The organism is Pseudonocardia sp. UM4_GMWB1 (genome assembly GCF_017312155.1).
GTDB lineage: Bacteria > Actinomycetota > Actinomycetes > Mycobacteriales > Pseudonocardiaceae > Pseudonocardia > Pseudonocardia alni.
This window is the reverse complement of record NZ_QJPN01000001.1, coordinates 5,804,837-5,828,194: the sequence shown is the minus strand read 5'-3', so window position 1 is coordinate 5,828,194 and position 23,358 is coordinate 5,804,837. Positions and strand designations below refer to the sequence as shown.

Genomic DNA, 23,358 nt, shown 5'->3' with positions numbered 1-23,358 from the left:
GTTCCCCCTCGACGTACCCGTCCGGGTGGGTCCCGGTCCGTCTGGCCGCGAGTGTGCCGCGCCACACCGACAAAGTGGAGAGCCCACGCGACGAACGGCCGCCGAACCGGGGCGACGTGCGCCGACGGGTCGACCGCGACGTGGGATGATCGGGGCCGACGGCGTTCCGCTCGACCCTCCCGGTCCGCCGGTCGCAGGCACGACGGAGGAGTCGGGGAGCACGGCGGGGCGACGATGTCAGCGGTGACCGAGAACGACGGGACCGGAAGTGCCGGCGGGGGCGGGGCGCGCCGCGCCGGTCGTCGACCGGTCACCTCCCGCTCGGAGATCGAGCACATCGCGCTGGAGATGTTCAGCGACCAGGGGTTCGAGCACACGACCGTCGACGACGTCGCGCACGCCGCGGGGATCGGGCGTCGCACGTTCTTCCGGTACTTCGCCTCCAAGAACGACATCGCCTGGGGCGCCTTCGACGAGCAGCTGGTGCGGATGCGCGCGGTGCTCGCGGCCCAGCCGTCGGACCTGCCGACGCTGGAGGGGGTCCGGCGGGCGGTGCTGGAGTTCAACCACGTCGAGCCGGACGAGCAGCCCTGGCACAGGCGCCGGCTGCGGCTGATCCTTCGGACCCCGGCGCTGCAGGCGCACTCGACGCTGCGCTACGCCTCGTGGCGGGAGGTCGTGGCCGACTACGTGGCCGAGCGTCGTGGCGAGGACTCCTCGGAGCTCGTCCCGCAGAGCGTCGGGCACGCATGCCTGGGCGTGTGCATCGCGGCCTACGAGCGTTGGCTGGCCGACGACGGCTCCGAGCTCGCCGACCTGCTCGACGAGGTGCTGCGGGCGCTGCAGCGGGGCTGGGCGACCGAGCTCCCCTGAGACGCGCCGCGACGGCGCCCCGGTGCGGGACGCCGTCGCGTGGCGGTGCCTGCGTCGCAGGTCAGCGGGTGGTGCCGAAGAGTCGCTCCCACAGGCTGGGGCGGGTCGGGGCGGTGCGCTCCGGCGCGTCCTGGGTCCGGGCGTCGGCCGGGGCCTGCGGAGCGGCGGTGCCGTCCGGGGTGGTGGCGACGGCCGGGGCGCCCGGTGCTGCCGGGGCCGCGGGCACGGCGGGAGCGGCCGGGGCACCCGGAGCGGCGGGGGCACCCGGAGCGGCGGGGGCACCCGGAGCGGCCGGAGCGCCCGGGACGGCCGGGGCCTCCGGAGCGGTGGGCGCACCCGGGACGGCGGGTACCGCCGGCGCCTGGGGGATGGCCGGGGTCTGGGGGGCCGCCGGGGCCTGCGGGGCGGCCGGCGGCTGCGGAACACCGGGAGCGCCCGGGACGGCCGGGGGCTCGGGGGCCTGCCGGCCCGCGGTGTCCGAGGTGACGGCGACGGCCGGGGTCGCCGAGGTGGCCGCCGCCGCGGGGGCGACCTGCGCCACCGGAGCGGCCGGAGCGCCCGGAACGGCCGGGGCCTCCGGAGCGGTGGGCGTGCCCGGGACGGCGGGGGTGGCCGGCACCGCGGGAGCGGCGGGGGCCGCGGGCACGGCCGGAGCGGCGGGCGCAGCCGGAACGGCGGGCGCGGCCGGGGCCGGGGCCGGGGCCGCCGGCGCACCCGGAACAGCCGGCGCGGCGGGGACCTGCGGCGCGGCCGGCGCGCCGGGGACGGCCGGAGCTGCCGGGACGGCCGGGGCGCCCGGAGCCGCGGGGACGCCCGGGGTAGGCACGTCCTGGACGGGGACGGTGGTGTCGGCGGGCGTCGCCGGGGCGGTCGCCGCGCCGTTCCCGAAGAGCGTGTCGAACAACCGGTCCAGCGGGCCGTCGGACACCGCGGCGGGCGCGTGGGTGACGGTCGTGGCCGGGGCGACCGGGGTGGAGGCACGAACGGGCTCGGCCGCGCCGGCCACGCCGGCGCCGTACACACCCAGGGTGCCGATCATGAGGGTCAGGGCGACGGAAGTGGTGACTCGGGATCGCACGGTCTCTCCAGTTCGCGGTGCTGCTGCACGGGGTGACGGACGGCGCTGAGCTTGCGGTCACCGGGCGTCGTCCACCAGTGACCCGATCGTGGCCACACGAGCCACAAGGGCCCCACCGGTCACGCTGTGAGCAGATCGCACCGCAACGCACCCGGAACGGGCGACCCCGTCCGGGGCTGTGCGGGGCCGCCGGGCGGGCCCGGGCCGCCGTCGCCACCCGAACCGGGGAGGACGTGCGCCCGGCGCTCACCCGACGGCGTGGAACTCGTCCCGCGCTCACCCTTTCGGGACGGCGGTGACCACCCGTTGCCGATCGACGGCCCGGATCTCACATTCCGTGATCGCGCCGGAGGAGCCCGACGGGCGGTCGGCGCCGCGGAACGGGCCCGTGCGGGGGCGTCGAGTGAGGACGGTCGACGTGCCGGAGAGCCGTGGTAGCGTCCGCGTCGGTTGCAGTCGTTCTTCTCCGATCGCCGCGAAGCGTCCGTGTGAAGTTGTGACGGTGGGCGTCGTCGATCGGTGCTGAGGTGCCACGACGGTGTCCACGCGACCTCCGGCTCTTGCTGTGAGGGCCGGAACCGCTCCATCTGAGAAGGACACACGCTATGCCGCAGGGCACCGTCAAGTGGTTCAACGCCGAGAAGGGCTTCGGCTTCATCGCCACCGACGACGAGGGACCGGACGTCTTCGTCCACTACTCCGCCATCGAGTCGAACGGATTCCGCACGCTGGAGGAGAACCAGCGCGTCGACTTCCAGGCCAGCCAGGGCAAGAAGGGCCCGCAGGCCGACTCGGTCCGCGTGATCTGAGCTTCTGCGCGGGCACGACCCGCGCACCGCGACGGCGCCGGCTCCCCTCGGGGACCGGCGCCGTCGTCGTCCCCGGGGTCAGCCGAAGGCCGCCCGCAGCCCCTCCCTCGCCCGCAGCGCCGCCGCGACGACCACCGCCACGACGCCGATCGCCGCGACCACGGTCACCGGCACCGTCCCGGTCGTCGCGGACTCGACCGCGATCCAGACCAGCGCCCAGGCGGCCGTCGCCGCGTAGGGCAGCGTCGCCGTCGTCCGCCGGGTCGCGACGCCCGCGGCCAGCACGCCGGCACCGAGGAGCGCCGCGGCCGTCACCGGGCCGAGCGGCGCGCCCCAGTAGGTCAGCGTCACCGAGAACCCGGCCACGGTCGCGAGTGACACCCAGCCCGTGTAGAAGGCCAGCGGGCCGTGCAGGAGTGCCCGGTCGGCCACTCCCTCGGCGGGGAACGCGGCGAGCCGGTGCAGCACCACGGCCAGGGTCACCAGCAGTGCCACGATCAGCAGCTGCGCGGTGCCCAGGAGCTCCTGGGAGAACACGACGATCCAGCCCGCGTTGAGCGCCGCCGTCGCCACGAACAGCCAGCCGGTCGCCCGGTGCACCGGGCGCGACCGCTGCCCGGGCAGCGACTGGTACACCGCGTACACGAGCAGGGCCAGGTAGATGAGGCCCCACACGGAGAACGCCACCGTCGCCGGGGTGACCAGTGAGGGGTAGCGGTCGCTGAGCACCCGCTGCGACTCCCCGAACGTCCCGCTGCCGCCGAGCGAGCCCGCCACCGCCTGCAGTACCGCCGCGGCGAGCACCGCCCAGGTGCGTGCCGTGTCCATCCCGGTGGCCGGGCCTGCCGTGCGGCCCGCCCTCGCCGTCGTCGACGCCATGTCCAGTCCTTCCGATCGTCGCAACCATCTCGATGATAAAGACAATCGACGCACGAGGCATGTCGAGCGGTACGACGACCGGCGTTGCGCCGGACGGCGGCGGGGTTGCCACCGGTCGTCGGTCCGCTGGGCCCGGTCACCCGCCGTTCACCGGTGGCCGCGACGCCGTGCGGTCGGCGTTCCCCGCTCGTCTCGCCGCTGCGCACCCTCGCCGCGCACCCCTCGCGAACTCGTGCACGGAGCCCGATCCTGGTGGTGTACTTCACAGGGAAAGCGGCACCACAGGGGTTGTCGCGCAAGCGGAAGGAAGTGACCTCCATGTCCTGGTGGGACAGCTACCGAGCCGTCTACGGCGCGGAGCTGCGAGCGGCTGCTCGCGAGTACGCCGACCACGGTTGGCCGCTCGTGCCGGGGCCGGGCGCGGAGGTCATGCTCGCGACGGGCGACGTGCTCGACGTGGTCGAGGTCCCGGCGGCCATCGGTCGGCAGGTCTGCCGGACGCTGCGTGAGGCCGGCGAGGTCGTGCCGGTCGCCGCGACGCCCGAGGGCACCTGGTGGTTCCCGATGAGCCCGCGGCACGCGCTCCCGGCCGAGCTGAGCCTGCACACCGACGTCGTGCTGCACACCGACGGCATCGGCGTCGTCGCCCCGCCGACCGAGCGTCCCGAGGGCTGGGTGCAGTGGCGCGTGGCCCCGGCGCGGGTCGGCTACCGGGTGCCCGAGGCCGCGGTCGTCGTCGAAGCGGTCTGCGACGCGGTTCGCCGTCGCGGCAGTGAGCAGTCCCTGCCCGACGAGCAGGAGGCGCGGGCCGAGCAGCCCGGCGTCCCGAGCGCCCTGCGGCGCTGACCCTCCCGCGCGGCCCGGACGGAACCGAGGATCCGGCCCGCGCGACCGCGTACCGCCCGCCCGAATCCGTCCCGATGTCGTCTCCGCAGGTCTCCGCGGGACGCCGGGAGCGGCCGGGCGGTGCGCACCGGAAGCGGCGCCCGAGGGGGCACTTCTCCCTCGCCGCGCAGCCGCTCCACCGGCCACGGCCGGGTCCGGCGGGACATCCCCCGGACCCGGCCGGGGACCCGTACCGCGCGCCCCCGGCGCCCGTTGTCGGTGTCCCCGGGCACTATGGGTGTGTGCAGACCTCCCGCGCGCCGGAGCGCCCGACCCCCGTCCCGCAGCGGGACCGCACCATCGGGTCCGTTCCTGACGTCCCCCTCGGCGGCTTCGGCCCCGGTGACGAACAGAAGCGGCGCGACCTGCGGCGCATGAAGGCCGTCGCCACCGGGTTCCTCCTCGGCGCGACGGTCGTGTTCTTCGTCGCGAAGTACTTCGAGGTCGTCCGCGGTGTCCCCGGGGCGGACTATGTCCGGGCCGCCGCCGAGGCCGGCATGGTCGGTGCGCTCGCCGACTGGTTCGCGGTGACCGCGCTGTTCCGGCACCCGTTGCGGATCCCGATCCCGCACACCGCGATCATCCCGCGCAAGAAGGACATGATCGGTGACAGCCTCGGCGACTTCGTCGGGGAGAACTTCCTGTCCGAGTCCGTCGTCCGCGACAAGCTCGAGCGGATCGGGGTCAGCGAGTCGGTCGGGCGGTGGATCGCCGAGCAGCAGAACGCCGACCGGATCACCACCGAGCTGGTCACCGCCGCGCGGGCCCTCGTGACCGTGCTGCGCGACGAGGACGTGCAGAACGTCATCGAGACCGTCGCGGTCCGCAAGCTGATGGAGATTCCGGTCGGTCCGCCGATGGGCAAGGCGCTGGAGGGCGTCCTGGCCGACGGCGCCCACCGCAGGCTGGTCGACCTCGTCTGCGACCGCGCCTACGACTGGGTCGCCGACAACCAGGAGATGGTCCTGCGGGTGGTGCACGACCGCGCGCCGTCCTGGACCCCGCGCTTCGTCGACGACCTCGTGGCCGACAAGCTGTTCGCCGAGATCCGCGGCTACGCCTGGGCCGTCAAGACCGACCCGGAGCACCCGCTGCGGCACGCCGTCGACCGCTACCTCGCGGAGTTCGCCCGCGACCTGCAGCACGACGAGACGACGATGGAGCGCGCCGAGCAGGTCAAGCGCCAGGTCGTCGAGCATCCGGAGGTGCAGCACTTCATCGGCCGCGCCTGGACGGTCGTGAAGTCCATGGTCCTCGACGCCGCCGACGACCCGTCGAACGAGCTGCGCCTGCGCGTGCGCGACGGCCTCATGGCCTTCGGGCGGAGACTGGGCCGCGACGCCGAGCTGCGCGCGAAGCTCGACGGCTGGCTGGCGGACGCTGCGTCGTACGTCGTGCGGCACTACCGGCACCAGATCACCACCTTGATCACCGAGACCGTCGCCCGCTGGGACGCGGAGGAGACCTCGCGCAAGATCGAGCTCCAGGTGGGCCGCGACCTGCAGTGGATCCGGATCAACGGCACCGTCGTGGGGGCGCTCGCCGGCCTGGTCATCCACGCCGTGGGGGAGCTCGTCATCGGGTGATCGGTCGGGTGTCCCCGGATGACATCGCACTGTCACCGGACCGTCACCGACGTGGCGCACGCCACGTGACCAGCGCTAGCACTGTGCTTGCAGGAGCTAGCAGTGCCGCGTACGGTCGGTTCCGTCAGTGAGGAACGGATCGAGACGGAGGTGAGACGGATGGCCACCGAGCGCAAGCACGGAGAGCGTGAGTCCGTCGAACCCGTCGAGCGCGTCGCGCAGGCCGTCGAGAGCGTCGGTCAGACCGTGGGGCACGCGGTGGAGGACATCGGGTCCTACATCCGCGCCCAGCGCGAGGCCGCCCAGGTCTCCATGCGGCAGCTGGCCCGCACCGCGGGCGTCAGCAACCCGTATCTCAGCCAGGTCGAGCGCGGACTGCGCAAGCCGTCCGCCGAGATACTGCAGCAGATCGCCAAGGGGCTGCGGATCTCCGCCGAGGCGCTGTACGTCCGCGCCGGGATCCTCGAGGAGCGGCCCGCCGGTCAGGTGACCGACGCGGTGCTCACCGATCCGACTCTCAACGAGCGGCAGAAACGTGTGCTGCTCGACGTCTACGAGTCCTTTCGCAGGGAGAACGGCCTCTCTGCCGGCACCACCGACACCCCCACCGATACGAGGAAGTGATCACCATGGCCGTGAACCTCCCCACCAGCGCCGACGTGCAGAAGCTGCGCGAGCAGACCGCCGAGCAGGCCGAGGTCGTCCGCACCCCGCTGCTCGCCGTGCTCGGCGCCGGCGACTTCGCCGTCACCACCGTGAGCAAGGCCGTCACCGACGCCCGCTCCACCGCCACCAAGCGCGCCGAGGAGGTGCAGACCCGTGTCCAGGAGCTCCCCGACGAGCTCAAGGAGCTCCGCGGCAAGCTGTCCTCGGACAACATCCGCAAGCAGGTCGAGGAGTTCCGCTCCGAGGTCGAGGGCGTCTACGTCGGGTTCGCCCAGCGCGGTGAGAAGGCCTGGGGCCGGATCCGCAAGCAGCCGCAGGTCAAGCAGGCCATCGCGACCGTCGAGGGTCTGACCGAGAAGTTCGACACCCGCGTCGACGAGTTCGTGGACGAGACCCACGACGTCGCCGTCAAGACCCTGGGTACGGTCACCACGCAGACCCGCTCGGTCGGTGAGAAGGTCGCCCGCCGCGCCCAGACCGCCGCGAGCGAGGCCGCCGAGGCCGTCACCGAGGTCTCGAAGGAGGCCGCCGAGGCGATCGAGGAGGCCGGCGACGAGGTCGCGTCGACCACGCGTTCGACCGCGCGCCGCACCGCCGCCAAGACCGACCCGAAGACCGCCACCGGCGCGAAGGTCCCGGCTCGCAAGCCGACCACCCGCCGCGGCACCTCGACGGCGTCGGCCAAGAAGTGACACCCGCCGGGCCCCGTGCCCGGTGAGTACGACCCGCGCCCCCGGCCGATCCCGATCGGCCGGGGGCGCCGTCGTGTGCGGATGCGGATCGTCCCGCCCGGATCCGGCGCCGGACGTGACCGGCGCCCGGGTTGTCCGTACTCTGGCCGGGTGTTGTCACTGCCAGGTGCCCCCGATGAACTGATCATCTTCGTGATCAAGTGGATCATGGTGGTGGTCGGCGGGTTCTCGTTCGGGCACGCACTGATGCAACGTGCGGACGCCTTCACCGCGGCGGGCAAGCTCACCAAGAACGCCTGGCTGGGCATCACCGGCGTCGCGCTGCTGCTTCTGATCATCACGAACGGCCCGATGTTCGGCGGTGCCATGTTCTGGCTGGCCGCCACCGTCGCGACGCTGGTCTACCTGGTCGACGTCAAGCCCGCGGTGATGGAGGTGCAGGGCGGCGGACCGCGCTGGTGAACCACCCGGTCCTCGGGACGCTCACGGTCGTCCCGGCGCTGGACCGGCCCGGCCTGCCCGCGGAGCCCGTCGCCGTCGCACTCGCGGGGCTCGACGCGGGCCGGGTCGCCGTCGCCGAGATCGCCCCGGACCTGGCCGACGCCGCCCCGCCGACCGGCCGCTCCGGCTGTCGCCCGGGGGTCGCCGGGGCCGACGCCGTCGTCGTCAGGAGCGGGGCGCGGGCCGGGAAGCCGGCGGACCCGTCGGTCGAGGTCCAGCCCGCGGACAGCAGCAGGAACTGGCTGCCGGACCGTACGACGAGCTCGAGGCGGTCGTAGCGGTAGCCGGCGTCCGGCCCGGCGACCGCGCAGACCGGCCCGACGCCGAGCAGCACGAAGGACACACCCCACTCGGTGACCGCGGTCGTCACCGGGACCGGGCGGGCCCCGCGGGCGAGCCGCGCCGCCGCGAGCAGCGCCAGGACCGCTGCGCACAGGGGGAGTCCGCGCAGCTGCGAGACCTTCATGAACAGCTCCGCACCCGCGGTCCCGAGCGCCACCCGGTCACGCACCGGTGCCCCGCGGTACTCGGTGTGCCCACGGTCGCCGTCACGTGCTCCGGTGTCCGCGTTCGCCCTGAGCGGACACGACTCAACTCCGGGAAGCGGAGGGCCCTCCGTGTGGTTGGGCAGGACATGAGTGACGTGCTGACGCTCCCGGTCCTGCCTCTCGACGACGCCGTGGTCCTGCCCGGCATGGTCGTCCCCGTCCGCCTCGACGACTCCGACACCCGTGCCGCGGTGGACGCGGCCACCGCCGCGGCCCAGGACCGCGACGACGGGAGACGGGTGCTCGTCGTGCCCCGCATCGACGGCCGCTACGGCGCCATCGGCGTCGTCGCCGTGCTCGAGCAGATCGGCAGGCTCCCCAACGGGGACCGGGCTGCCGTCGTGCGGGGTGAGCGGCGCGCCCGCATCGGGTCGGGGGTCTCCGGCCCCGGCGCGGCGCTCTGGGTCGAGGCCGAGCCGGTCGACGCCGGCGAGCCCACCGGCCGCACCCACGAGCTCGCCCGCGAGTACAAGGCTCTGGTGGTCGGGATCCTGCAGCAGCGGGGGGCCTGGCAGGTCATCGACTCCGTGCAGCAGACCGACGACCCGGGCGCGCTCGCCGACCTCGCCGGGTGGGCGTCGTGGCTGGACGTCGCGCACAAGGCCGAGCTGCTCGCCGAGACCGACCTCGACGCCCGGCTGGAGAAGCTCCTGGGCTGGACCAAGGAGCACGTCGCCGAGCAGGAGGTCACCGAGAAGATCTCGAACGACGTCCGCGAGGGCATGGAGAAGCAGCAGCGCGAGTTCCTGCTCCGCCAGCAGCTCGCCGCGATCCGCAAGGAGCTCGGTGAGGACGACCCGGAGGGCTCCGACGACTACCGCGCCCGCGTGGAGGCCGCCGACCTGCCCGACGAGGTCCGCAAGGCCGCGCTGACCGAGGTCGGCAAGCTGGAACGTTCCTCGGACCAGAGCCCGGAGTCCGGCTGGATCCGGACCTGGCTCGACACCGTCCTCGACATCCCGTGGAGCACCGCGACCACCGACTCGTCGGACCTCGTGGAGGCCCGTCGCATCCTCGACGCCGACCACGCCGGTCTCGACGACGTGAAGGAGCGCCTCGTCGAGTTCCTCGCCGTGCGCGCCCGCCGCGAGCGCAAGGGCCTCGACACCGTCGGCGGCCGCGGCTCGGGCGCGGTGCTCTCGCTGGTCGGCCCGCCCGGCGTCGGCAAGACGTCGTTGGGGGAGTCGGTCGCCCGCGCGCTCGGCCGGAACTTCGTCCGCGTCGCGCTCGGCGGCGTCCGGGACGAGGCGGAGATCCGCGGTCACCGGCGCACCTACGTCGGCGCGCTGCCCGGCCGGATCGTCCGCGCCATCCGCGAGGCCGGCTCGATGAATCCCGTCGTGCTGCTCGACGAGATCGACAAGGTCGGCAGCGACTTCCGCGGTGACCCGACCGCGGCGCTGCTGGAGGTCCTCGACCCGGCGCAGAACCACACGTTCCGCGACCACTACCTGGAGGTCGACCTCGACCTGTCGAACGTCCTGTTCCTGGCGACGGCGAACGACGGCTCCGGGATCCCCGGCCCGCTGGCCGACCGCATGGAGATCGTGACGCTCGACGGCTACACCGAGCCGGAGAAGGTCGCGATCGCCCGTGACCACCTGCTGCCGCGCCAGGTCGCCAAGGCCGGTCTCGACGACGGCGACGTCGAGTTCACCGACGTCGCGCTGTCGATGATCGCCGCCGAGTACACCCGGGAGGCCGGGGTCCGGCAGCTGGAGCGGGGCCTGGCGAAGGTGCTGCGGAAGGTGGCCGTCCAGCTGGACGCGTCGGAGACCGAGCGCCCGGTGCACGTCGACGCCGACGCGCTCGTCACCTACCTCGGCCGTCCGCGGTTCACGCCGGAGTCCGCCGAGCGGACCTCGGTGCCGGGCGTCGCGACCGGGCTGGCGGTGACCGGTGCCGGTGGTGACGTGCTGTTCATCGAGGCCACCTCGATGGACGGCGAGCCGGGCCTGCAGATCACCGGGCAGCTGGGCGAGGTGATGACCGAGTCCGTCTCGATCGCGCTGTCCTACCTGCGCTCGCGCGGGCTGGCCGGTGACCTCGCGTCGCGCAAGCTGCACGTGCACGTCCCGGCCGGTGCGGTCCCGAAGGACGGCCCGTCCGCCGGCGTCACGATGACGACGGCGCTGGCGTCGCTGGCCTCCGGGCGTTCCGTCCGGAGCTCGGTCGGCATGACCGGCGAGGTGACGCTGCAGGGCAAGGTCCTGCCCATCGGCGGGGTGAAGCAGAAGCTGCTCGCCGCGCACCGGGCCGGGCTGACCGACGTGATCATCCCGAAGCGCAACGAGCCGGACCTGGACGACGTCCCGGCCGCGGTCCGCGAGGAGCTGCGGGTGCACCCGGTCGCCGACGTCTCCGAGGTCCTGGCGATCGCCCTGGAGCCCGCCCACGACGCGGCGACGGCCGAGCAGTCCGCGGCCTGATCTCCGTCCGACCCACGGCGTGAGCCGTACGATCCGGCGCCCGTTCCGCAGCACGCGGGGCGGGCGCCGTCGTGTGCGCGCCCCGCCGGTACGCCCCGCTCCGCGCGTCGCGAGCGCCCGTCCTCGCGCAGCTGTTCCTACGGGAAGTTCGCCGAGATGCAGCTCAGCGGGAACTGTCGATCTCCACGGCCCGCTGAGCTGCATCTCGGCGAGTGCGGTCGAGGGCCTGGCCCACCTCGGCGACGATCTCGTCGGGCCGTCGGTGCATGTCCGGGGCGGTGTAGCGCAGCACCCGCCACCCCGCCGCGACGAGCCGGGTGTGCCGTTGTGCGTCGGCGCGGGCCGCCTCGGGCGTCGCGAAGTGGCCGCCGCCGTCGTACTCGACGCCGAGGTGGTGGTCCGGGTAGGCCAGGTCCAGCCACAGCGCCGTGCGCCGGACGTCGTCGAGGACCGGGTGCTGGGGCACCGGCCGCGGGAGGCCACCCCGGACGAGGACCAGCCGGAGCCGGGTCTCGGGCGGGGATCCGGCGCGCGGGTCGGCCCACACCGACGCGTCGACGACCCGCCGGACACCCCGGGCGTGGGCGTGCCGGACCGCGAGGTTCAGCAGCACGTCCGGGGCGAACGATCCGCGGGACAGCGCGTCGACGGCGACGACACCCTCGGTCGGTGACAGACGCCGCGCCAGGTCGAACGCGGTGCGGACACGCGTGGTGACCCGTACGCCGCGGACCTCGGTCACCTCGTCCGGGGGCAGGACGTCGCGACGGACGAGCACACCCTCACGGGAGCGGGCTCCGGGGTGCGCCGCGCCGACGGTCACCTCGGCCGGTGCAGCCCACGGGGCGCACGACGCGCCGAGCAGCTCGGCGGCCGAGTACCCGCTGAGCACGGCGTCCGGCCCGGCCCAGCAGTGCGCCGCGAGCGAGCGGAGCCGTAGGTCGGGGCGCAGGTCGGCCGGCGCGTAGGTGTCCGGGAGCAGCCGGCGGTAGCGGGGCCCGCGCAGGAGGTCGGGGGTGACGAGACCCGCCGCCACGGCCGCGGTCCCGCGGAACACCTCGGGCCATCCGGGGATCGTCACGTGCTGATCGTGCGCCGGCTGCCCCGGCCGTCGGACCGGATCGGCCGGACTCCGTCGCCATCGCGAACGAAGGACGTACGCCGAGATGCAGCTCAGCGGGCCACGGAGATCCACAATTCCCGCTGAGATGCATCTCGGCGACATTCCGCTGCGCGCGACCCGACCCGACCCGGCCGGGCCGGGCGGCAGGGCTGCGGGCTCAGCGGAAGACGACGGTCCGGTTGCCCTGGATCAGCACCCGGTCCTCCAGGTGCCACCGCAGCCCCCGGGCCAGCACCAGACGCTCGATGTCGCGTCCCCGTCGCACCATGTCGGTCGCGGTGTCCCCGTGGTCGACGCGGGCGACGTCCTGCTCGATGATCGGGCCCGCGTCGAGGTCGGCGGTCGCGTAGTGGCAGGTCGCGCCGATCAGCTTGACCCCGCGCCGGTGGGCCTGGTGGTAGGGCCGCGCCCCGGCGAAGGACGGCAGGAAGCTGTGGTGGATGTTGATCGCCCGCCCGGCCCAGGCCTCGCACAGGTGCGCGGGCAGGACCTGCATGAAGCGGGCGAGGACGATCGCGTCGGGGGAGTCGTCGTCGACGAGCTTGCGGATCTCCTCGAACGCGGTGACCTTGCCCTGCTCGCGGGCCGGGTCGCCGGGCGCGGGGAAGGGTACGTGGTGGAACGGCACCCCGTGCGCGGCGACGACCGGCTCCAGCGACGTGTGGTTGCCGATCACGCGGGTGATCTCCACCGGCAGCTCGCCCGCCCACACCCGGCCGAGGATGTCGTGCAGGCAGTGCTGGTCGCGGGTCACCAGCAGCACGGCGCGCTTGCGGACGCCGGTGTCGGAGATGCGGTGCTCACCGCCCAGCTCGGCGGCGACCGGGGCGAACCGGGCGCGGAGCTCGTCGACGTCGAAGGGGACCGACGCGGCGTCGACGACCTGGCGGGTGCAGAACACCCCGGCCTCGACGTCGGCGTGGTACGCGGCCTCGGTGATCGAGGCGCCGAGGTCGGCGAGGAACGTGCTGATCCGCGCGACGATGCCGGTGCGGTCCGGGCAGGACAGGGTGATCACGTAGTGGGACATCAGGAGATCCGGGAGAGGGTGAACTGGGTCTCGGCGGCGAGCAGCTGCTCGATCTGCCCGGCGACCGCCTGCTCGATCTTCGCACCCACCAGCGGGACCTTGACCGTGACCTCGGCCCGGATCCGGACCTCGCTGCCGCCGTCGACGTCGGCGATCCGCATCACCGACCGTGCGGTGGCGGGGGTGCCGATGACCTTCACGGAGCCGGTGCCGTCGTAGACGCCCTCGCTGCCGGCCCGCCACTGCTCGCTGCGGTCGATCTGCAGGTCCCCGCCGGGTACGAACGACGACACGATCGACGGCAGGTGCTCGCCCGGGATCCCGTGCCGCAGCGTGTAGCGGACGCCGTCGGCGGTGGTCTCGTACGCGGTCACCCCGGCCCCGGGGCCGCCGATGTGACGCAGCTGCTCCTCCAGGAGATCGCGGTCGACCATCGCCGCGTAGACCTTCGAGGCCGGGTGCGCGGACGTTGCGCGGTAGTCGATCGAGCGCGGCATGGGCGAAGGCTACCGTTGCGGTCGTGAGTTCCCCCGCTCCGACAACGGTCGACCCGATGCTCAGTGCGCACACCACACTGCGCCTCGGCGGACCGGCCTCCCGCATCGTGCGCGCCGAGGGCGCGGCCGAGGTGGTCGACGCCGTCGCCGCGGCCGACCGGGCCGGGGAACGGGTGCTGCTGGTGGGCGGCGGGTCGAACCTCGTCGTCGCCGACGCCGGGTTCGACGGGACCGCCGTGCTGCTGGCGGGGCGCGGGATCGGCCACGAGCGCGACGGCGACCGGGTGCTGCTGACCGTCGAGGCCGGTGAGGACTGGGACGACGTCGTCGCCGCGACCGTCGCCGACGGGCTCGGCGGGCTGGAGTGCCTGTCCGGTATCCCCGGGCGGACCGGCGCGACCCCGGTGCAGAACGTGGGCGCCTACGGCGTCGAGGTCGCCGACCAGCTCGTCGACGTCGACCTCTACGACCGGCGCACCGGCACCGTCCGCGAGCACGTGCCCGCCTCCGAACTGGGGCTCGCCTACCGCACGAGCGTCCTCAAGGGCAGCGACGACGCGATCGTCCTGCGGGTGCGCTTCGCGCTGCACGCCGACGGCCGCTCCGCCCCGATCCGCTACGGCGAGCTCGCCCGCACCCTCGGCGTCGACCCGGAGACGCGGACCGATCCGGCCGCCGTCCGTGAGGCGGTGCTCGGGCTGCGCCGTGGCAAGGGCATGGTCCTCGACGCCGAGGACCACGACACCTGGTCGGCCGGCTCGTTCTTCACCAACCCGATCCTGCCCACGGACCGGGCGCCGCAGGTCGACGGCCTGGCCGCGTGGCCCGCGGGAGAGGGCCGGGTCAAGCTCAGCGCCGCCGGGCTGATCCAGAACGCCGGGTTCGGCCGCGGGCACGCCGGCCCCGGCGGCCGGGTGTCGCTGTCGACGCGGCACGTCCTGGCCCTGACCCACCGCGGCGACGGGACGACGGCCGACCTGCTGGCCCTGGCCCGTGAGGTGCAGGGCGGCGTCGCCGAGCGGTTCGGCGTCACCCTGCATCCCGAACCGGTGCTGGTGGACTGCACCGTCTGACACCCTCTGTACATCGACGTCCGGTTCGCGTTGCGCCGCACGGGGGAGCACCGTCCTCCTGCCGATCACGTGGACCGGATCCCGGCGTACGGTCGGTGCGCAACGCAGGAGATCGAGTACGCGGGGGAACGGTTGCGACGGGTACTGATCGTCGTGGTGGTGCTGATCGGCGCGCTGGGCGTCGTCGGGGCGGTGGCCCTCGCGGCCTCGCCGCAGGACCCGGCGGTGCCGCAGGCCGCCCCGGCCCCGGCCGGGCCACAGGTGAGCTACCAGCCGGCCGCGTCGGCGTCGTCGGCGAACCCGGCACAGCCGGTCTCGGTCCGCGCGGCGGGCGGCACGCTGGACGGGGTGTCGCTGACCGACCCGGACGGCGACGCCGTCGACGGCGCGCTGTCCCCGGACCGCACCACCTGGACCAGCAGCGGTGATCTGGACTTCGCCTCCACCTACACCTGGCACGGGCGCGCCGTCGCACCGGACGGCACGGCGACCCCTGTGCAGGGCACCGTCGCGACGCTGGAGCCCGTCCACACCGTGCGCGGCACCCTGAACATCGGCGACGACCGCACCGTCGGCATCGCGGCGCCGATCGAGATCCAGTTCGACCGGCACGTCGAGGACCGCGCCGCGATCGAGAAGGTCCTGGAGGTCACGACCTCGAAGGAGGTCGAGGGCGCGTGGGGCTGGCTGCCCGACGAGAACGGCGGCTCGCGCGTGCACTGGCGGCCGAAGGAGTACTGGCCGTCGGGCACGAAGGTGACGGTGGACGCGCCGCTCAAGGGCGTCGACTACGGCGGCGGCAGCTACGGCGCCGAGGACCTGACCGCGTCGTTCGCGATCGGCCGCGCCCAGATCGTCGAGGCCGACGCCCGATCGTTCCGGATGATCGTGATCCGGGACGGCAAGCAGATCGCGGACTACCCGGCGTCCTACGGCCTGGCCGACGACCCGAACCGCAACACGCGCTCGGGCATCCACGTCGTCACCGAGAAGTTCACCGACAAGCGGATGGTCTCGCAGCAGTACGGCTACGACGTCGTCGAGAAGTGGGCCGTCCGGATGAGCAACAACGGCGAGTTCATCCACGCCAACCCGGTGTCGGCCGCCGCGCAGGGGGCCGCGAACGTCACCCACGGCTGCGTGAACCTGTCGGTCGAGAACGCCAAGGCGTACTACGACTCCGTCCTCTACGGCGACCCGGTCGAGGTCACCGGCACCCCCGTGCAGCTCTCCGCCCGCGACGGCGACCTGTGGGACTGGACGCTGTCCTGGGAGAAGTGGAAGGGGTTGTCGGCGCTGTCCTAGCGGGTACCCGCCCGCCATGAGCGTCCCCGACGACCGCGCCGCCAGCCGTGCCACCCCGCTCCCGGAGGAGGAGGGCACCGAACCCGGTGCCGAGCAGATCCTGCGCGAGTCCGAGGAGCGCATCGCCGGCGCCGCCCGGAGCGAGAGCCCCGGTGACGACGCCGACCAGAACCGCCGGTCGGAGGAGACCCTCTAGCGCCGGTGCCGCCGCGTGCCCGACGCCTGGTCACGCGGCTTGAGCACGAGCTGGTCCAGGTTGACGTGCGACGGCCGGGTCGCGGCGAAGACGATCGTGTCGGCGACGTCGTCGGCGGTCAGCGGGGTCAGGCCCTCGTAGACCTTGGCCGCCTTCTCGGCGTCGCCCAGCCGCACCTCGGAGAACTCGGTCTCCACCATGCCGGGGCAGATCTCGGTGATCCGGATCGGCTCGCCGAGCAGCTCTCCGCGCAGGGTGCGGTGCAGCATCGCCTGGGCGTGCTTGGCACCGGTGTAGCCGGCGCCGTTGTCGTAGAAGTCCAGCGCGGCGATCGAGGTCACCGTGACGATGTGCCCGTCGCCCGACGCCCGCAGCTTCGGTAGGAACGCCTGCGTCAGACGCAGCGTGCCGGCGACGTTGGTCTCCCACATCCAGCGCCAGTCGTCCTCGTCGGCGTCGGCGACGGGCTCCAGGCCCTTCGCGCCGCCGGCGTTGTTGACCAGCAGCTTCGCCTCGGGCACGGCGTCGGCGAACGCGCGGACGGACCCCCGGTCGGTGACGTCGAGGGACAGTGCGGTGCCGTCGATCTCCTTCGCGATCTCCTCGCAGCGCTCCACCCGGCGGGCCCCCAGCACGACGTGGAAGCCGGCGGCGCCGAGCGCACGGGCGGTGGCGGCGCCGATCCCGGAGGAGGCCCCGGTGACGACGGCGGTCGGACGGTCGTTCGCGGTCATGCCGATGAGCCTATGACCTACCTCGGCTCGACGCCGCGCTGCGCCGACCGGTCCCCGCGGCGGGCGGCGGCCCGCTGCGCCGAGAACACCGCGGCGCCGAACAGGCCGACGCCGACACCGGCGATGCAGGTCCAGAACCACGCCCCCGCGCCGTCCGCGGGACCGAAGCCGGAACCGGTGACCATCACGACCGCGGCGGCGACGCCCGCGCCGACCGCCCACAGCAGCATCCCGCCGAGGATCACCGGCGGGGACTCGTAGAAGCGCGCCGGCAACGGCGGCGGGGGCGGGGGGTCGCTCGCGCGCTCGCTGTCGTGGGCCGTCACGGGGCCGTAGCCTAAACGGTGCACGGACGGAACCCGCAGTGTTGCACCGCGTCTAGTGTGTCGCCGTGATCGAGCGCCTGTTCCGCGTGTCCGAGCGCGGCTCCACCGTCTCCCGCGAGCTACGCGGGGGTCTCGTCACGTTCATGGCGATGGCCTACATCATCGTCCTGAACCCGCTGATCCTCGGCAGCGTCACGCCGGGCGACCCGTCGGCCAAGGCCGACGCGCTGGGCGGGATCCTCCCGGTCGCGCAGGTCGCCGCGGTGACCGCCCTGGTCGCGGGCGTGATGACCATCATCTTCGGCGTCGTCGCGAACTACCCGTTCGCGATCGCCACCGGCCTGGGGATCAACACCCTGCTGGCGGTGACCATCGCGCCGCTGATGACCTGGCCCGAGGCGATGGGCCTGGTCGTCATCAACGGCGTCATCATCGTGATCCTCGCCCTGACCGGCTTCCGGACGGCGGTGTTCAACGCCGTCCCCACCGAGCTCAAGACGGCGATCGCGGTCGGCATCGGCGCGTTCATCGCGCTGATCGGCCTGGTCGACTCCGGCTTCGTGCGCCGGCTGCCCGACGCGGCCAACACCACGGTCCCGGTCGGACTGGGCACCGGCGGCTCCATCGCCTCCTGGCCGACGTTCGTCTTCGTCGTCGGACTGATCATCGTCGGTGTGCTCGTCGCCCGCGGTGTCCGTGCGGGCATCCTCATCGGCGTCGTGGTGAACACGATCATCGCGATCGTCGTCGAGGCGATCGTCCGGGTCGGCCCCGGCGGCCCGACCAACCCCGGCGGCTGGTCGCTGGCCGTGCCCGCCATCCCGGACCGGATCGTCGGGCTGCCGGACCTGTCGCTGGTCGGGCAGGTCTCGCTCGGGGCGTTCTCCCGGCTCGACGTCATCACCGTCGTCCTGCTGATCTTCACCCTGGTGCTGGCGAACTTCTTCGACGCGATGGGCACGCTCACCGGTCTCGGCCGCCAGGCGGGCCTGACCGACTCCGACGACAAGCTCCCGGACGTCGGGAAGGCGCTGGTCGTCGAGGGCGCGGGCGCGGTCGCCGGTGGTGTGGGGTCGGCGTCGTCGAACACGATCTTCGTGGAGTCCGCGGCCGGCATCGCCGAGGGCGCACGGACCGGTCTGGCCAACGTGCTGACCGGTGTCCTGTTCCTGCTGGCGATGTTCTTCACGCCGCTGTACGCGATCGTCCCGGTGGAGGCCGCGGCCCCGGCGCTGGTCGTCGTCGGCGCGCTGATGTTCCGCCAGATCACCTCGGTCTCGCTCGACGACCTGCGCACCGCGATCCCGGTGTTCCTGACGATCACGGTCATGCCGTTCACCTACTCGATCGCGAACGGCATCGGCGCCGGTTTCATCAGCTACGTCGCGCTCGCCGCGGCCACCGGTCGCGCGCGGCAGGTCCACCCGCTGATGTGGGTCGTGGCGGTGCTGTTCGTGGGGTACTTCGGCGTGGGACCGTTGCGGGAACTGCTCGGCTGAGAACCCGCGCTTGCGCCCGCGACGAAGGTTAGGCTAACCTCAATCTCGTCGCTTCGTGGTGGGAGCGGCGCGTCAGTTCGGGACAGGAGAAGGCCCCGGACCCCACAGGGTCCGGGGCCTCCTTCTTTCCCCAGTCACACCCGATCCGCCGCCGAGCGGGTCAGGGCGCGTAGATGCGGACCCAGTCGACCTGGAAGTCGAGCGAGTCCGGCGTGGTCGCGTCCGGCGCGGGGATCCAGTCGTCGCCGTAGGGGCCGATGTCCTGCTGCATCGCCAGGTGCATCGACCGCGGCGGGATCTGCTCCGGATCGGTGGTGCGGAAGACCTCGGCGCCGTCGATGTAGAACACGACCCGGTCGGGCAGCCACTCGACGGCGTAGGTGTGCCACTGCGTGAAGTCGCCGCGGACGGTCTTGCCGACCTGGCTGTTGTCCTCGCCGTAGTGGACGATCGTGTGCGTCTCGTTGCGCTGCGGCTTCGGGATCTCCATGAAGTTGAGCTCGCCGCCCTCGGGCCAGTCCTCGGCGTCCGGCCAGAGCAGCGCCACGTCGCCGTAGCCGACGGCGGGGTTGGTCTTCGCCCGGATCTCCCAGCGGCCGTACTGCTGGCCGCCGCGCCAGGCCAGACCGGCGGACGTGCGCCCCCGGCTGGTCAGGACGAGCTGACCGTTGCGTACGGAGATGTTCTCCGCGAGGTGCCGACCGTTGCCGCCGGTGGTCTCCCCGGTGTACGGGCTCCAGCGCGTGCGGTCGAGCGCGGCGCCGTCGAACTCGTCGTGGTCGGTGAGACGCCAGCCGTTGCGCACCGCCGCCTCGGTGTCCGAGCGCGACGCGGGGTCGAGCTCGCCGACCTCGCTCGGGCGTTCCTGGTCGTGCATCCGGCCCGGCGGCGTCGCCGGGGCCGACGGTGCGGGCGTCGGGGTCGAGGAGCCGGTGAGCAGCGACGGGTCGGTGGCGACGGTGACGACACCGGCCAGCACGGCCAGACCCGCCACGATGCCGACGACGGCGGGCCAGCGGCGTCGCGACGGTGCCTCGGGGTCGTGCTCGGGCTCCTGCTCCGTCTGTTCCGGCACGACCCCCTCCTCACTCGTCGACGGTGGGTCGGCGGCAGCCTAGGAGGGGACGGCTGTGGGGGAGCTGAGAAGTCCGGGCCACCTCCCGCGGCGGGGTCGGCCGGGTGCTCCATGATCGACGGTTGTGGAGCGCAGGGTGCGCTTCGCGTACCTCCGTACTCCACAACCGGTGATCATGGTCGGACTCAACCGGTCGAGCCCGTGGTCCCCCCGCTGCCGGTGGCGCTGCCGCCGTCCGCAGCTCCGCCGTTCGCTCCGCCGGCGGCGCCCCCGTCGAGGGTGTACTGGCGGACCCAGTCGACCTGCATCTGCGTCTCCTTCCCCGACCCGCCCTTGGGGAACCAGTCGAGCTGGATGCACAGGTGCATCGGCCCCGGCGGCTGCACCTTCTGTTCGGTGGTCTCGAACCACTTCTCGCCGTCGACGTAGGCGGTGATCCGGTCCGGCGTCCACTCCAGGGCCCAGTTGTGCCACTGCGTCGCGTCGATCTCGACCGAGCCCTCGACCTGGGAGTTGTCCGCGCCGTAGTGGAAGAACGCGTTGGTCTTCTGCCGCTCGGGGTCCATCATCTCCATGAAGTCGAGCTCGCCGCCCTCGGGCCAGTTCTCCGCGGTGGGCCAGAGCAGAAGCAGGGCGTTGTACGACGGGTCCCCGACCGGCGCGCGCACCCGCCCCTCCCAGCGTCCGTACTGCTGGGAGCCCTCCTTCCACGCCATGCCCGCGGTGTTGCCCTGGCTGTCGCCGGTGATCGTCAGGACGCCGTCGGCCACCGCGGCCGCGTCCGGGGTGCGACGGCCGTTGCCCGCGTGCCCGGCGCCGTCGTAGATGCTCCAGCCGTCCGTGCCGTTGTCGAACTCGTCGGCGCGGACCGGCCGGCCCCAGCCCAGCTTCGCCGCCGCGGTGGTGCCCTCGGCAGCCGTCGCACCGTCGGTGGTCGCACCGCCCGCCTCCGGGGTGCTCCCGGTGGCGGGCGCGGGATCGGCCGCGCCACCCGAGCCGGTGGGGCAGGGGGCGGGGGTGGTCCGGCCTCCGGTGCCGCCGGTGAGGAGGCCCGCGGCGGCGTCGTCGCTGGTGCCGTAGGCGGTGGCACCGGACTCGTCGGGGGCGCCCGAGGCGGTGCCGCCGCTGCCCGAGCCGCCGCTGCCCGAGCCGCCGCTGCCCGAGCCGCCGCTGCCCGAGCCGCTGCCGCCCGCGTCGCTGTCGCCGGGGCTGCTGTCGTCCGAACCGGAGCCTCCGGAGCCGCTGCCGCCGGACCCGGTGCCCCCGGAACCGCTGTTCCCGGAGTCGCTTTCCCCGGAGTCGCTGTCGTCCGATCCGCCGCTGCTCCCGGAGTCGTCCGACCCGCCGGATCGGCGCCGGTCGTCGGAGTCGCCCGACCCGTCGGAGTTGTCGGAGCTGCCGGACCCGCCGTCGCGACCGTCCTCCGACCCGCTGGACGAGTCGCCGCCGGCCCCGGTGGACCCTGACCCGGCGGTGGACTCGTCGGCCCCGGCCCCGGCCCCGGCCCCGTCGCGGCCGTCGCGCTCGCGATCCCCGCCTACCGAGCTGTCGGAGCCCGACCCGGACCCGCCGGAGCCCGTCCCGGCCCCGGCCCCGGAGGACCCGCCCGACCCGGCGCACACCTCGCCGTCGGCCCCCAGCTCCAGGTCCGGACGCGGCGCACCGGCGGCGTCCTGCCCGGAGCTCACCGACGGCGTCGCGGCCCCCCCGGGTTCCACCCCCACCAGCTCCCCGGCAGGGCCCAGCGCCAGCAGGACGACCGTGACCCCCTTGGCCAGCAGGGACGTGAGCAGCTGCTCGAGCTCGTCGGCGGTCATCGCCCACTCCAAGGTTCGGTCACGTCAGTCGTCCACGTCGGGGGTGTCGGTGGTGATGGGGGTATCGGCGGTGACCAGCCAGTGGCCTGCCGCGTCGAACTGCAGGACCACGCGGGTGCGCCAGCGCCGGACCTCGGGGGCCGCGCCGGGCCCGGCCGTCGTCGTGCGGACGGTCGCGACGAGCGCGGTGCGCCCGCGGGCCCAGTCGGTGGCGCCCTCGTCGAGGTCCTCGACCTCGGCGGTCCGTCCCGCGCCGGGCGGCGGCGGGTCGAGGACGGGCGCTCCGGCGGCGGCCGGGCTGCCGGGCAGTGCGTACGGGGCGCCGTCGAGGGTGGTGCCCGCGGCCGTGCCGGCCCGGGTGCCGTGCGCGGCGACGAGGTAGGCGCGTGCCACCGCCCCGGGCGACGACGGCCGCGTCGCCGGCACGGGTGGCTCCGCTCCGCGGACAGGACCGGGATCACCGAGGGCGTCCCGGTCGGCCGAGGTCAGCACGGCCTGCGACGGCGGTCCGGGCAGCAGGGCCGGCACCAGCAGGGCCAGGGGAACCGCGAGTACCGCGGCGAGCACGAGCAGCGGCAGGGGACGTCGCACGGGGTCACTCCGCGAAGCTGATGTGGACATGGTCGTAGTGGCCGCCGGTCGCGTCGGAGGTGTCGTAGACCCCGCCGCCGGTGTAGCGACGGCCCCAGCCGGAGCCGTCGGCGCGCACCGAGGGGTCCCAGTAGCGGCCCTGCCAGATCAGGTACTCGACCTTCAGCGGGGCCGCGTTGCGTGCCAGCCAGCGCGCGATCGCCCAGCCCTCGTCGAGGTCGGCGCCCTTCGCGAACGCCCCGGCCTTCCCGGTGAACACGTCGCAGGCCCTGCCCTTCGGATGGTCCGACCGCGGGTTCTGCAGGTGCTCGTCCCAGCAGCCGACCGTCTCGATGGTCGGGCCGAAGACCGCCCGGACCGCGTCGAGACCGTGCTTCGTCGCGCCGGTCAGGCAGCCGCCGGAGCGCACCGGATCGGGTTCGTGGCAGCCCGTCGCGCCGCCGGTCCAGGCGGGTGCCGGTGCCGACGCGGCGTCCTTCGCCGCCGGTGCCTTCGCCGGGGCGGCCTTCTGCGGCGGTGGCGGGGACGACTCGCGGTCGTCGACGGCCGTTGTGCCGGAGTAGTCTGCGACGAAGCCGTGCACCGCGTCGAGGTAGCGCCGGATCGCCGACGCGCACGCCTGCGAGCAGTCCGCCTCCCCGCCCGTCGGGACCCCTGACGCCGAGCCGGTGACCCGGCTGCACCCCGCGATGTGGCAGACCAGCATCGCGTCGAGCACCGGCACGTCCTTCGGGGTCGTCGCCAGGTACCCGGCGGCGGCGCGCAGCGTCGAGCAGAGCCACGGCACGACGACGCGCAGGTGCCCCTCCGGCTCGGTCAGCGCCGCGTCCGGCCACGGCGCGCCCCCGGCCGCGACCCAGGTCCGTTCCGAGACCTGCAGCAGCCCGGCGGCGGTGCCGGTGCGCAGCTCCGGATCCCAGCCCGACTCCGCCTGCACCTGGGCGACCACCCAGGCCGGTGGCAGCTCCGGGCAGCCCTGCGAGGTCAGCTCCGTGACCAGGTCGAGGTACGGCCGCGCCGCCTCCGGCACGCGAGCCGCGTCGACGCCCGAGGTGGCCGGTTCCGCGGCCGGTGCGGCCAGGACCTGCCCCGCCGCCCCCAGCAGGAGTGCGACGACGACCGGCACGATCAGCAGCGCTCGCACGG

24 protein-coding genes are annotated in these 23,358 nt (G+C 74.0%); 12 read left to right on the top strand and 12 right to left on the bottom strand.

The window, feature by feature from the left end:
* The first annotated feature begins 234 nt into the window (after nucleotides 1–234).
* Nucleotides 235–873, top strand: a complete 639-nt coding sequence (mftR, locus tag DMP15_RS27500; protein WP_073577887.1) for a mycofactocin system transcriptional regulator — start codon at nucleotides 235–237, stop codon at nucleotides 871–873.
* A 61-nt stretch (nucleotides 874–934) separates the two neighbouring features.
* Here mftR and DMP15_RS27495 read toward each other — a convergent pair whose 3' ends face one another.
* On the bottom strand, nucleotides 935–1,912 hold the full coding sequence (locus tag DMP15_RS27495; RefSeq protein WP_083659038.1) for a hypothetical protein: 978 nt from the start codon (nucleotides 1,910–1,912) through the stop codon (nucleotides 935–937).
* Nucleotides 1,913–2,556: 644 nt separating this feature from the next.
* Between DMP15_RS27495 and DMP15_RS27490 the strand changes: the two genes are divergently transcribed.
* Complete coding sequence (locus DMP15_RS27490; protein WP_020627638.1) at nucleotides 2,557–2,760, top strand: cold-shock protein; 204 nt, start codon at nucleotides 2,557–2,559, stop codon at nucleotides 2,758–2,760.
* A 78-nt stretch (nucleotides 2,761–2,838) separates the two neighbouring features.
* Here DMP15_RS27490 and DMP15_RS27485 read toward each other — a convergent pair whose 3' ends face one another.
* Nucleotides 2,839–3,639: a tryptophan-rich sensory protein gene (locus DMP15_RS27485; RefSeq protein ID WP_073577885.1), complete on the bottom strand. Its 801-nt coding sequence runs from the start codon at nucleotides 3,637–3,639 to the stop codon at nucleotides 2,839–2,841.
* Nucleotides 3,640–3,792: 153 nt separating this feature from the next.
* Between DMP15_RS27485 and DMP15_RS27480 the strand changes: the two genes are divergently transcribed.
* From DMP15_RS27480 to DMP15_RS27460, 5 genes are all read left to right on the top strand, one after another.
* Nucleotides 3,793–4,485, top strand: coding sequence for a bifunctional DNA primase/polymerase (locus DMP15_RS27480; protein WP_337826654.1), 693 nt, complete (start codon nucleotides 3,793–3,795; stop codon nucleotides 4,483–4,485).
* Between the two features lie 281 nt (nucleotides 4,486–4,766).
* Nucleotides 4,767–6,110, top strand: a complete 1,344-nt coding sequence (locus tag DMP15_RS27475) for a DUF445 domain-containing protein (protein WP_139282992.1) — start codon at nucleotides 4,767–4,769, stop codon at nucleotides 6,108–6,110.
* A 159-nt stretch (nucleotides 6,111–6,269) separates the two neighbouring features.
* Nucleotides 6,270–6,734 (top strand): helix-turn-helix domain-containing protein, encoded by a 465-nt coding sequence (locus DMP15_RS27470; RefSeq protein ID WP_062399838.1) that lies wholly within the window; start codon nucleotides 6,270–6,272, stop codon nucleotides 6,732–6,734.
* A gap of 5 nt (nucleotides 6,735–6,739) precedes the next feature.
* On the top strand, nucleotides 6,740–7,468 hold the full coding sequence (locus tag DMP15_RS27465) for a hypothetical protein (protein ID WP_073577939.1): 729 nt from the start codon (nucleotides 6,740–6,742) through the stop codon (nucleotides 7,466–7,468).
* 207 nt (nucleotides 7,469–7,675) lie between these two features.
* Entirely contained in the window at nucleotides 7,676–7,930 is a 255-nt protein-coding gene (locus DMP15_RS27460) for a DUF2516 family protein (protein WP_062404096.1), read from the top strand.
* Here the strand turns inward: DMP15_RS27460 and DMP15_RS27455 are convergent.
* A complete protein-coding gene (locus tag DMP15_RS27455; protein ID WP_337826653.1) occupies nucleotides 7,884–8,480 on the bottom strand; it encodes a hypothetical protein in 597 nt (198 codons plus the stop codon). The two genes, DMP15_RS27460 and DMP15_RS27455, sit on opposite strands and share 47 nt — an antisense overlap.
* A gap of 123 nt (nucleotides 8,481–8,603) precedes the next feature.
* Here DMP15_RS27455 and lon point away from each other — a divergent pair, with 123 nt between their 5' ends.
* A complete protein-coding gene (lon, locus tag DMP15_RS27450; RefSeq protein WP_202416343.1) occupies nucleotides 8,604–10,946 on the top strand; it encodes an endopeptidase La in 2,343 nt (780 codons plus the stop codon).
* 163 nt (nucleotides 10,947–11,109) lie between these two features.
* Here lon and DMP15_RS27445 read toward each other — a convergent pair whose 3' ends face one another.
* From DMP15_RS27445 to DMP15_RS27435, 3 genes are all read right to left on the bottom strand, one after another.
* The gene (locus DMP15_RS27445) at nucleotides 11,110–12,027 is read right to left on the bottom strand and encodes a DUF559 domain-containing protein (RefSeq protein WP_083659036.1); all 918 of its coding nucleotides are present in this window, start codon (nucleotides 12,025–12,027) and stop codon (nucleotides 11,110–11,112) included.
* 199 nt (nucleotides 12,028–12,226) lie between these two features.
* Nucleotides 12,227–13,099: a formyltetrahydrofolate deformylase gene (gene purU, locus DMP15_RS27440; RefSeq protein ID WP_073577883.1), complete on the bottom strand. Its 873-nt coding sequence runs from the start codon at nucleotides 13,097–13,099 to the stop codon at nucleotides 12,227–12,229.
* A complete protein-coding gene (locus tag DMP15_RS27435) occupies nucleotides 13,099–13,596 on the bottom strand; it encodes a DUF2505 domain-containing protein (RefSeq protein WP_073577882.1) in 498 nt (165 codons plus the stop codon). Before DMP15_RS27435 ends, purU begins: the two co-directional genes overlap by 1 nt.
* 56 nt (nucleotides 13,597–13,652) lie before the next feature.
* On the opposite strand from DMP15_RS27435, the gene DMP15_RS27430 reads away from it, so the two are divergent.
* The 3 genes from DMP15_RS27430 to DMP15_RS27420 all read left to right on the top strand — a co-directional run bounded on the left by DMP15_RS27430 (nucleotide 13,653) and on the right by DMP15_RS27420 (nucleotide 16,170).
* The gene (locus DMP15_RS27430; RefSeq protein WP_202416344.1) at nucleotides 13,653–14,669 is read left to right on the top strand and encodes a UDP-N-acetylmuramate dehydrogenase; all 1,017 of its coding nucleotides are present in this window, start codon (nucleotides 13,653–13,655) and stop codon (nucleotides 14,667–14,669) included.
* A 132-nt stretch (nucleotides 14,670–14,801) separates the two neighbouring features.
* Entirely contained in the window at nucleotides 14,802–15,974 is a 1,173-nt protein-coding gene (locus DMP15_RS27425; RefSeq protein WP_337826652.1) for a L,D-transpeptidase, read from the top strand.
* A 16-nt stretch (nucleotides 15,975–15,990) separates the two neighbouring features.
* On the top strand, nucleotides 15,991–16,170 hold the full coding sequence (locus DMP15_RS27420; protein ID WP_073577880.1) for a hypothetical protein: 180 nt from the start codon (nucleotides 15,991–15,993) through the stop codon (nucleotides 16,168–16,170).
* Here the strand turns inward: DMP15_RS27420 and DMP15_RS27415 are convergent.
* Both DMP15_RS27415 and DMP15_RS27410 read right to left on the bottom strand, forming a co-directional pair.
* Nucleotides 16,167–16,904: an SDR family NAD(P)-dependent oxidoreductase gene (locus DMP15_RS27415; RefSeq protein ID WP_073577879.1), complete on the bottom strand. Its 738-nt coding sequence runs from the start codon at nucleotides 16,902–16,904 to the stop codon at nucleotides 16,167–16,169. The two genes, DMP15_RS27420 and DMP15_RS27415, sit on opposite strands and share 4 nt — an antisense overlap.
* 17 nt (nucleotides 16,905–16,921) lie before the next feature.
* A complete protein-coding gene (locus tag DMP15_RS27410; RefSeq protein ID WP_083659035.1) occupies nucleotides 16,922–17,230 on the bottom strand; it encodes a DUF2530 domain-containing protein in 309 nt (102 codons plus the stop codon).
* A gap of 65 nt (nucleotides 17,231–17,295) precedes the next feature.
* Between DMP15_RS27410 and DMP15_RS27405 the strand changes: the two genes are divergently transcribed.
* The gene (locus DMP15_RS27405) at nucleotides 17,296–18,729 is read left to right on the top strand and encodes an NCS2 family permease (RefSeq protein ID WP_073577878.1); all 1,434 of its coding nucleotides are present in this window, start codon (nucleotides 17,296–17,298) and stop codon (nucleotides 18,727–18,729) included.
* A 160-nt stretch (nucleotides 18,730–18,889) separates the two neighbouring features.
* Here the strand turns inward: DMP15_RS27405 and DMP15_RS27400 are convergent, their stop codons facing one another.
* The 4 genes from DMP15_RS27400 to DMP15_RS27385 all read right to left on the bottom strand — a co-directional run bounded on the left by DMP15_RS27400 (nucleotide 18,890) and on the right by DMP15_RS27385 (nucleotide 23,356).
* Nucleotides 18,890–19,804, bottom strand: a complete 915-nt coding sequence (locus DMP15_RS27400; RefSeq protein WP_073577877.1) for a glycoside hydrolase family 16 protein — start codon at nucleotides 19,802–19,804, stop codon at nucleotides 18,890–18,892.
* A gap of 185 nt (nucleotides 19,805–19,989) precedes the next feature.
* Entirely contained in the window at nucleotides 19,990–21,621 is a 1,632-nt protein-coding gene (locus DMP15_RS27395) for a glycoside hydrolase family 16 protein (RefSeq protein ID WP_073577876.1), read from the bottom strand.
* A gap of 24 nt (nucleotides 21,622–21,645) precedes the next feature.
* Entirely contained in the window at nucleotides 21,646–22,212 is a 567-nt protein-coding gene (locus DMP15_RS27390; RefSeq protein ID WP_073577875.1) for a hypothetical protein, read from the bottom strand.
* A 4-nt stretch (nucleotides 22,213–22,216) separates the two neighbouring features.
* Complete coding sequence (locus tag DMP15_RS27385) at nucleotides 22,217–23,356, bottom strand: hypothetical protein (RefSeq protein ID WP_073577874.1); 1,140 nt, start codon at nucleotides 23,354–23,356, stop codon at nucleotides 22,217–22,219.
* Nucleotides 23,357–23,358: the final 2 nt, after the last annotated feature.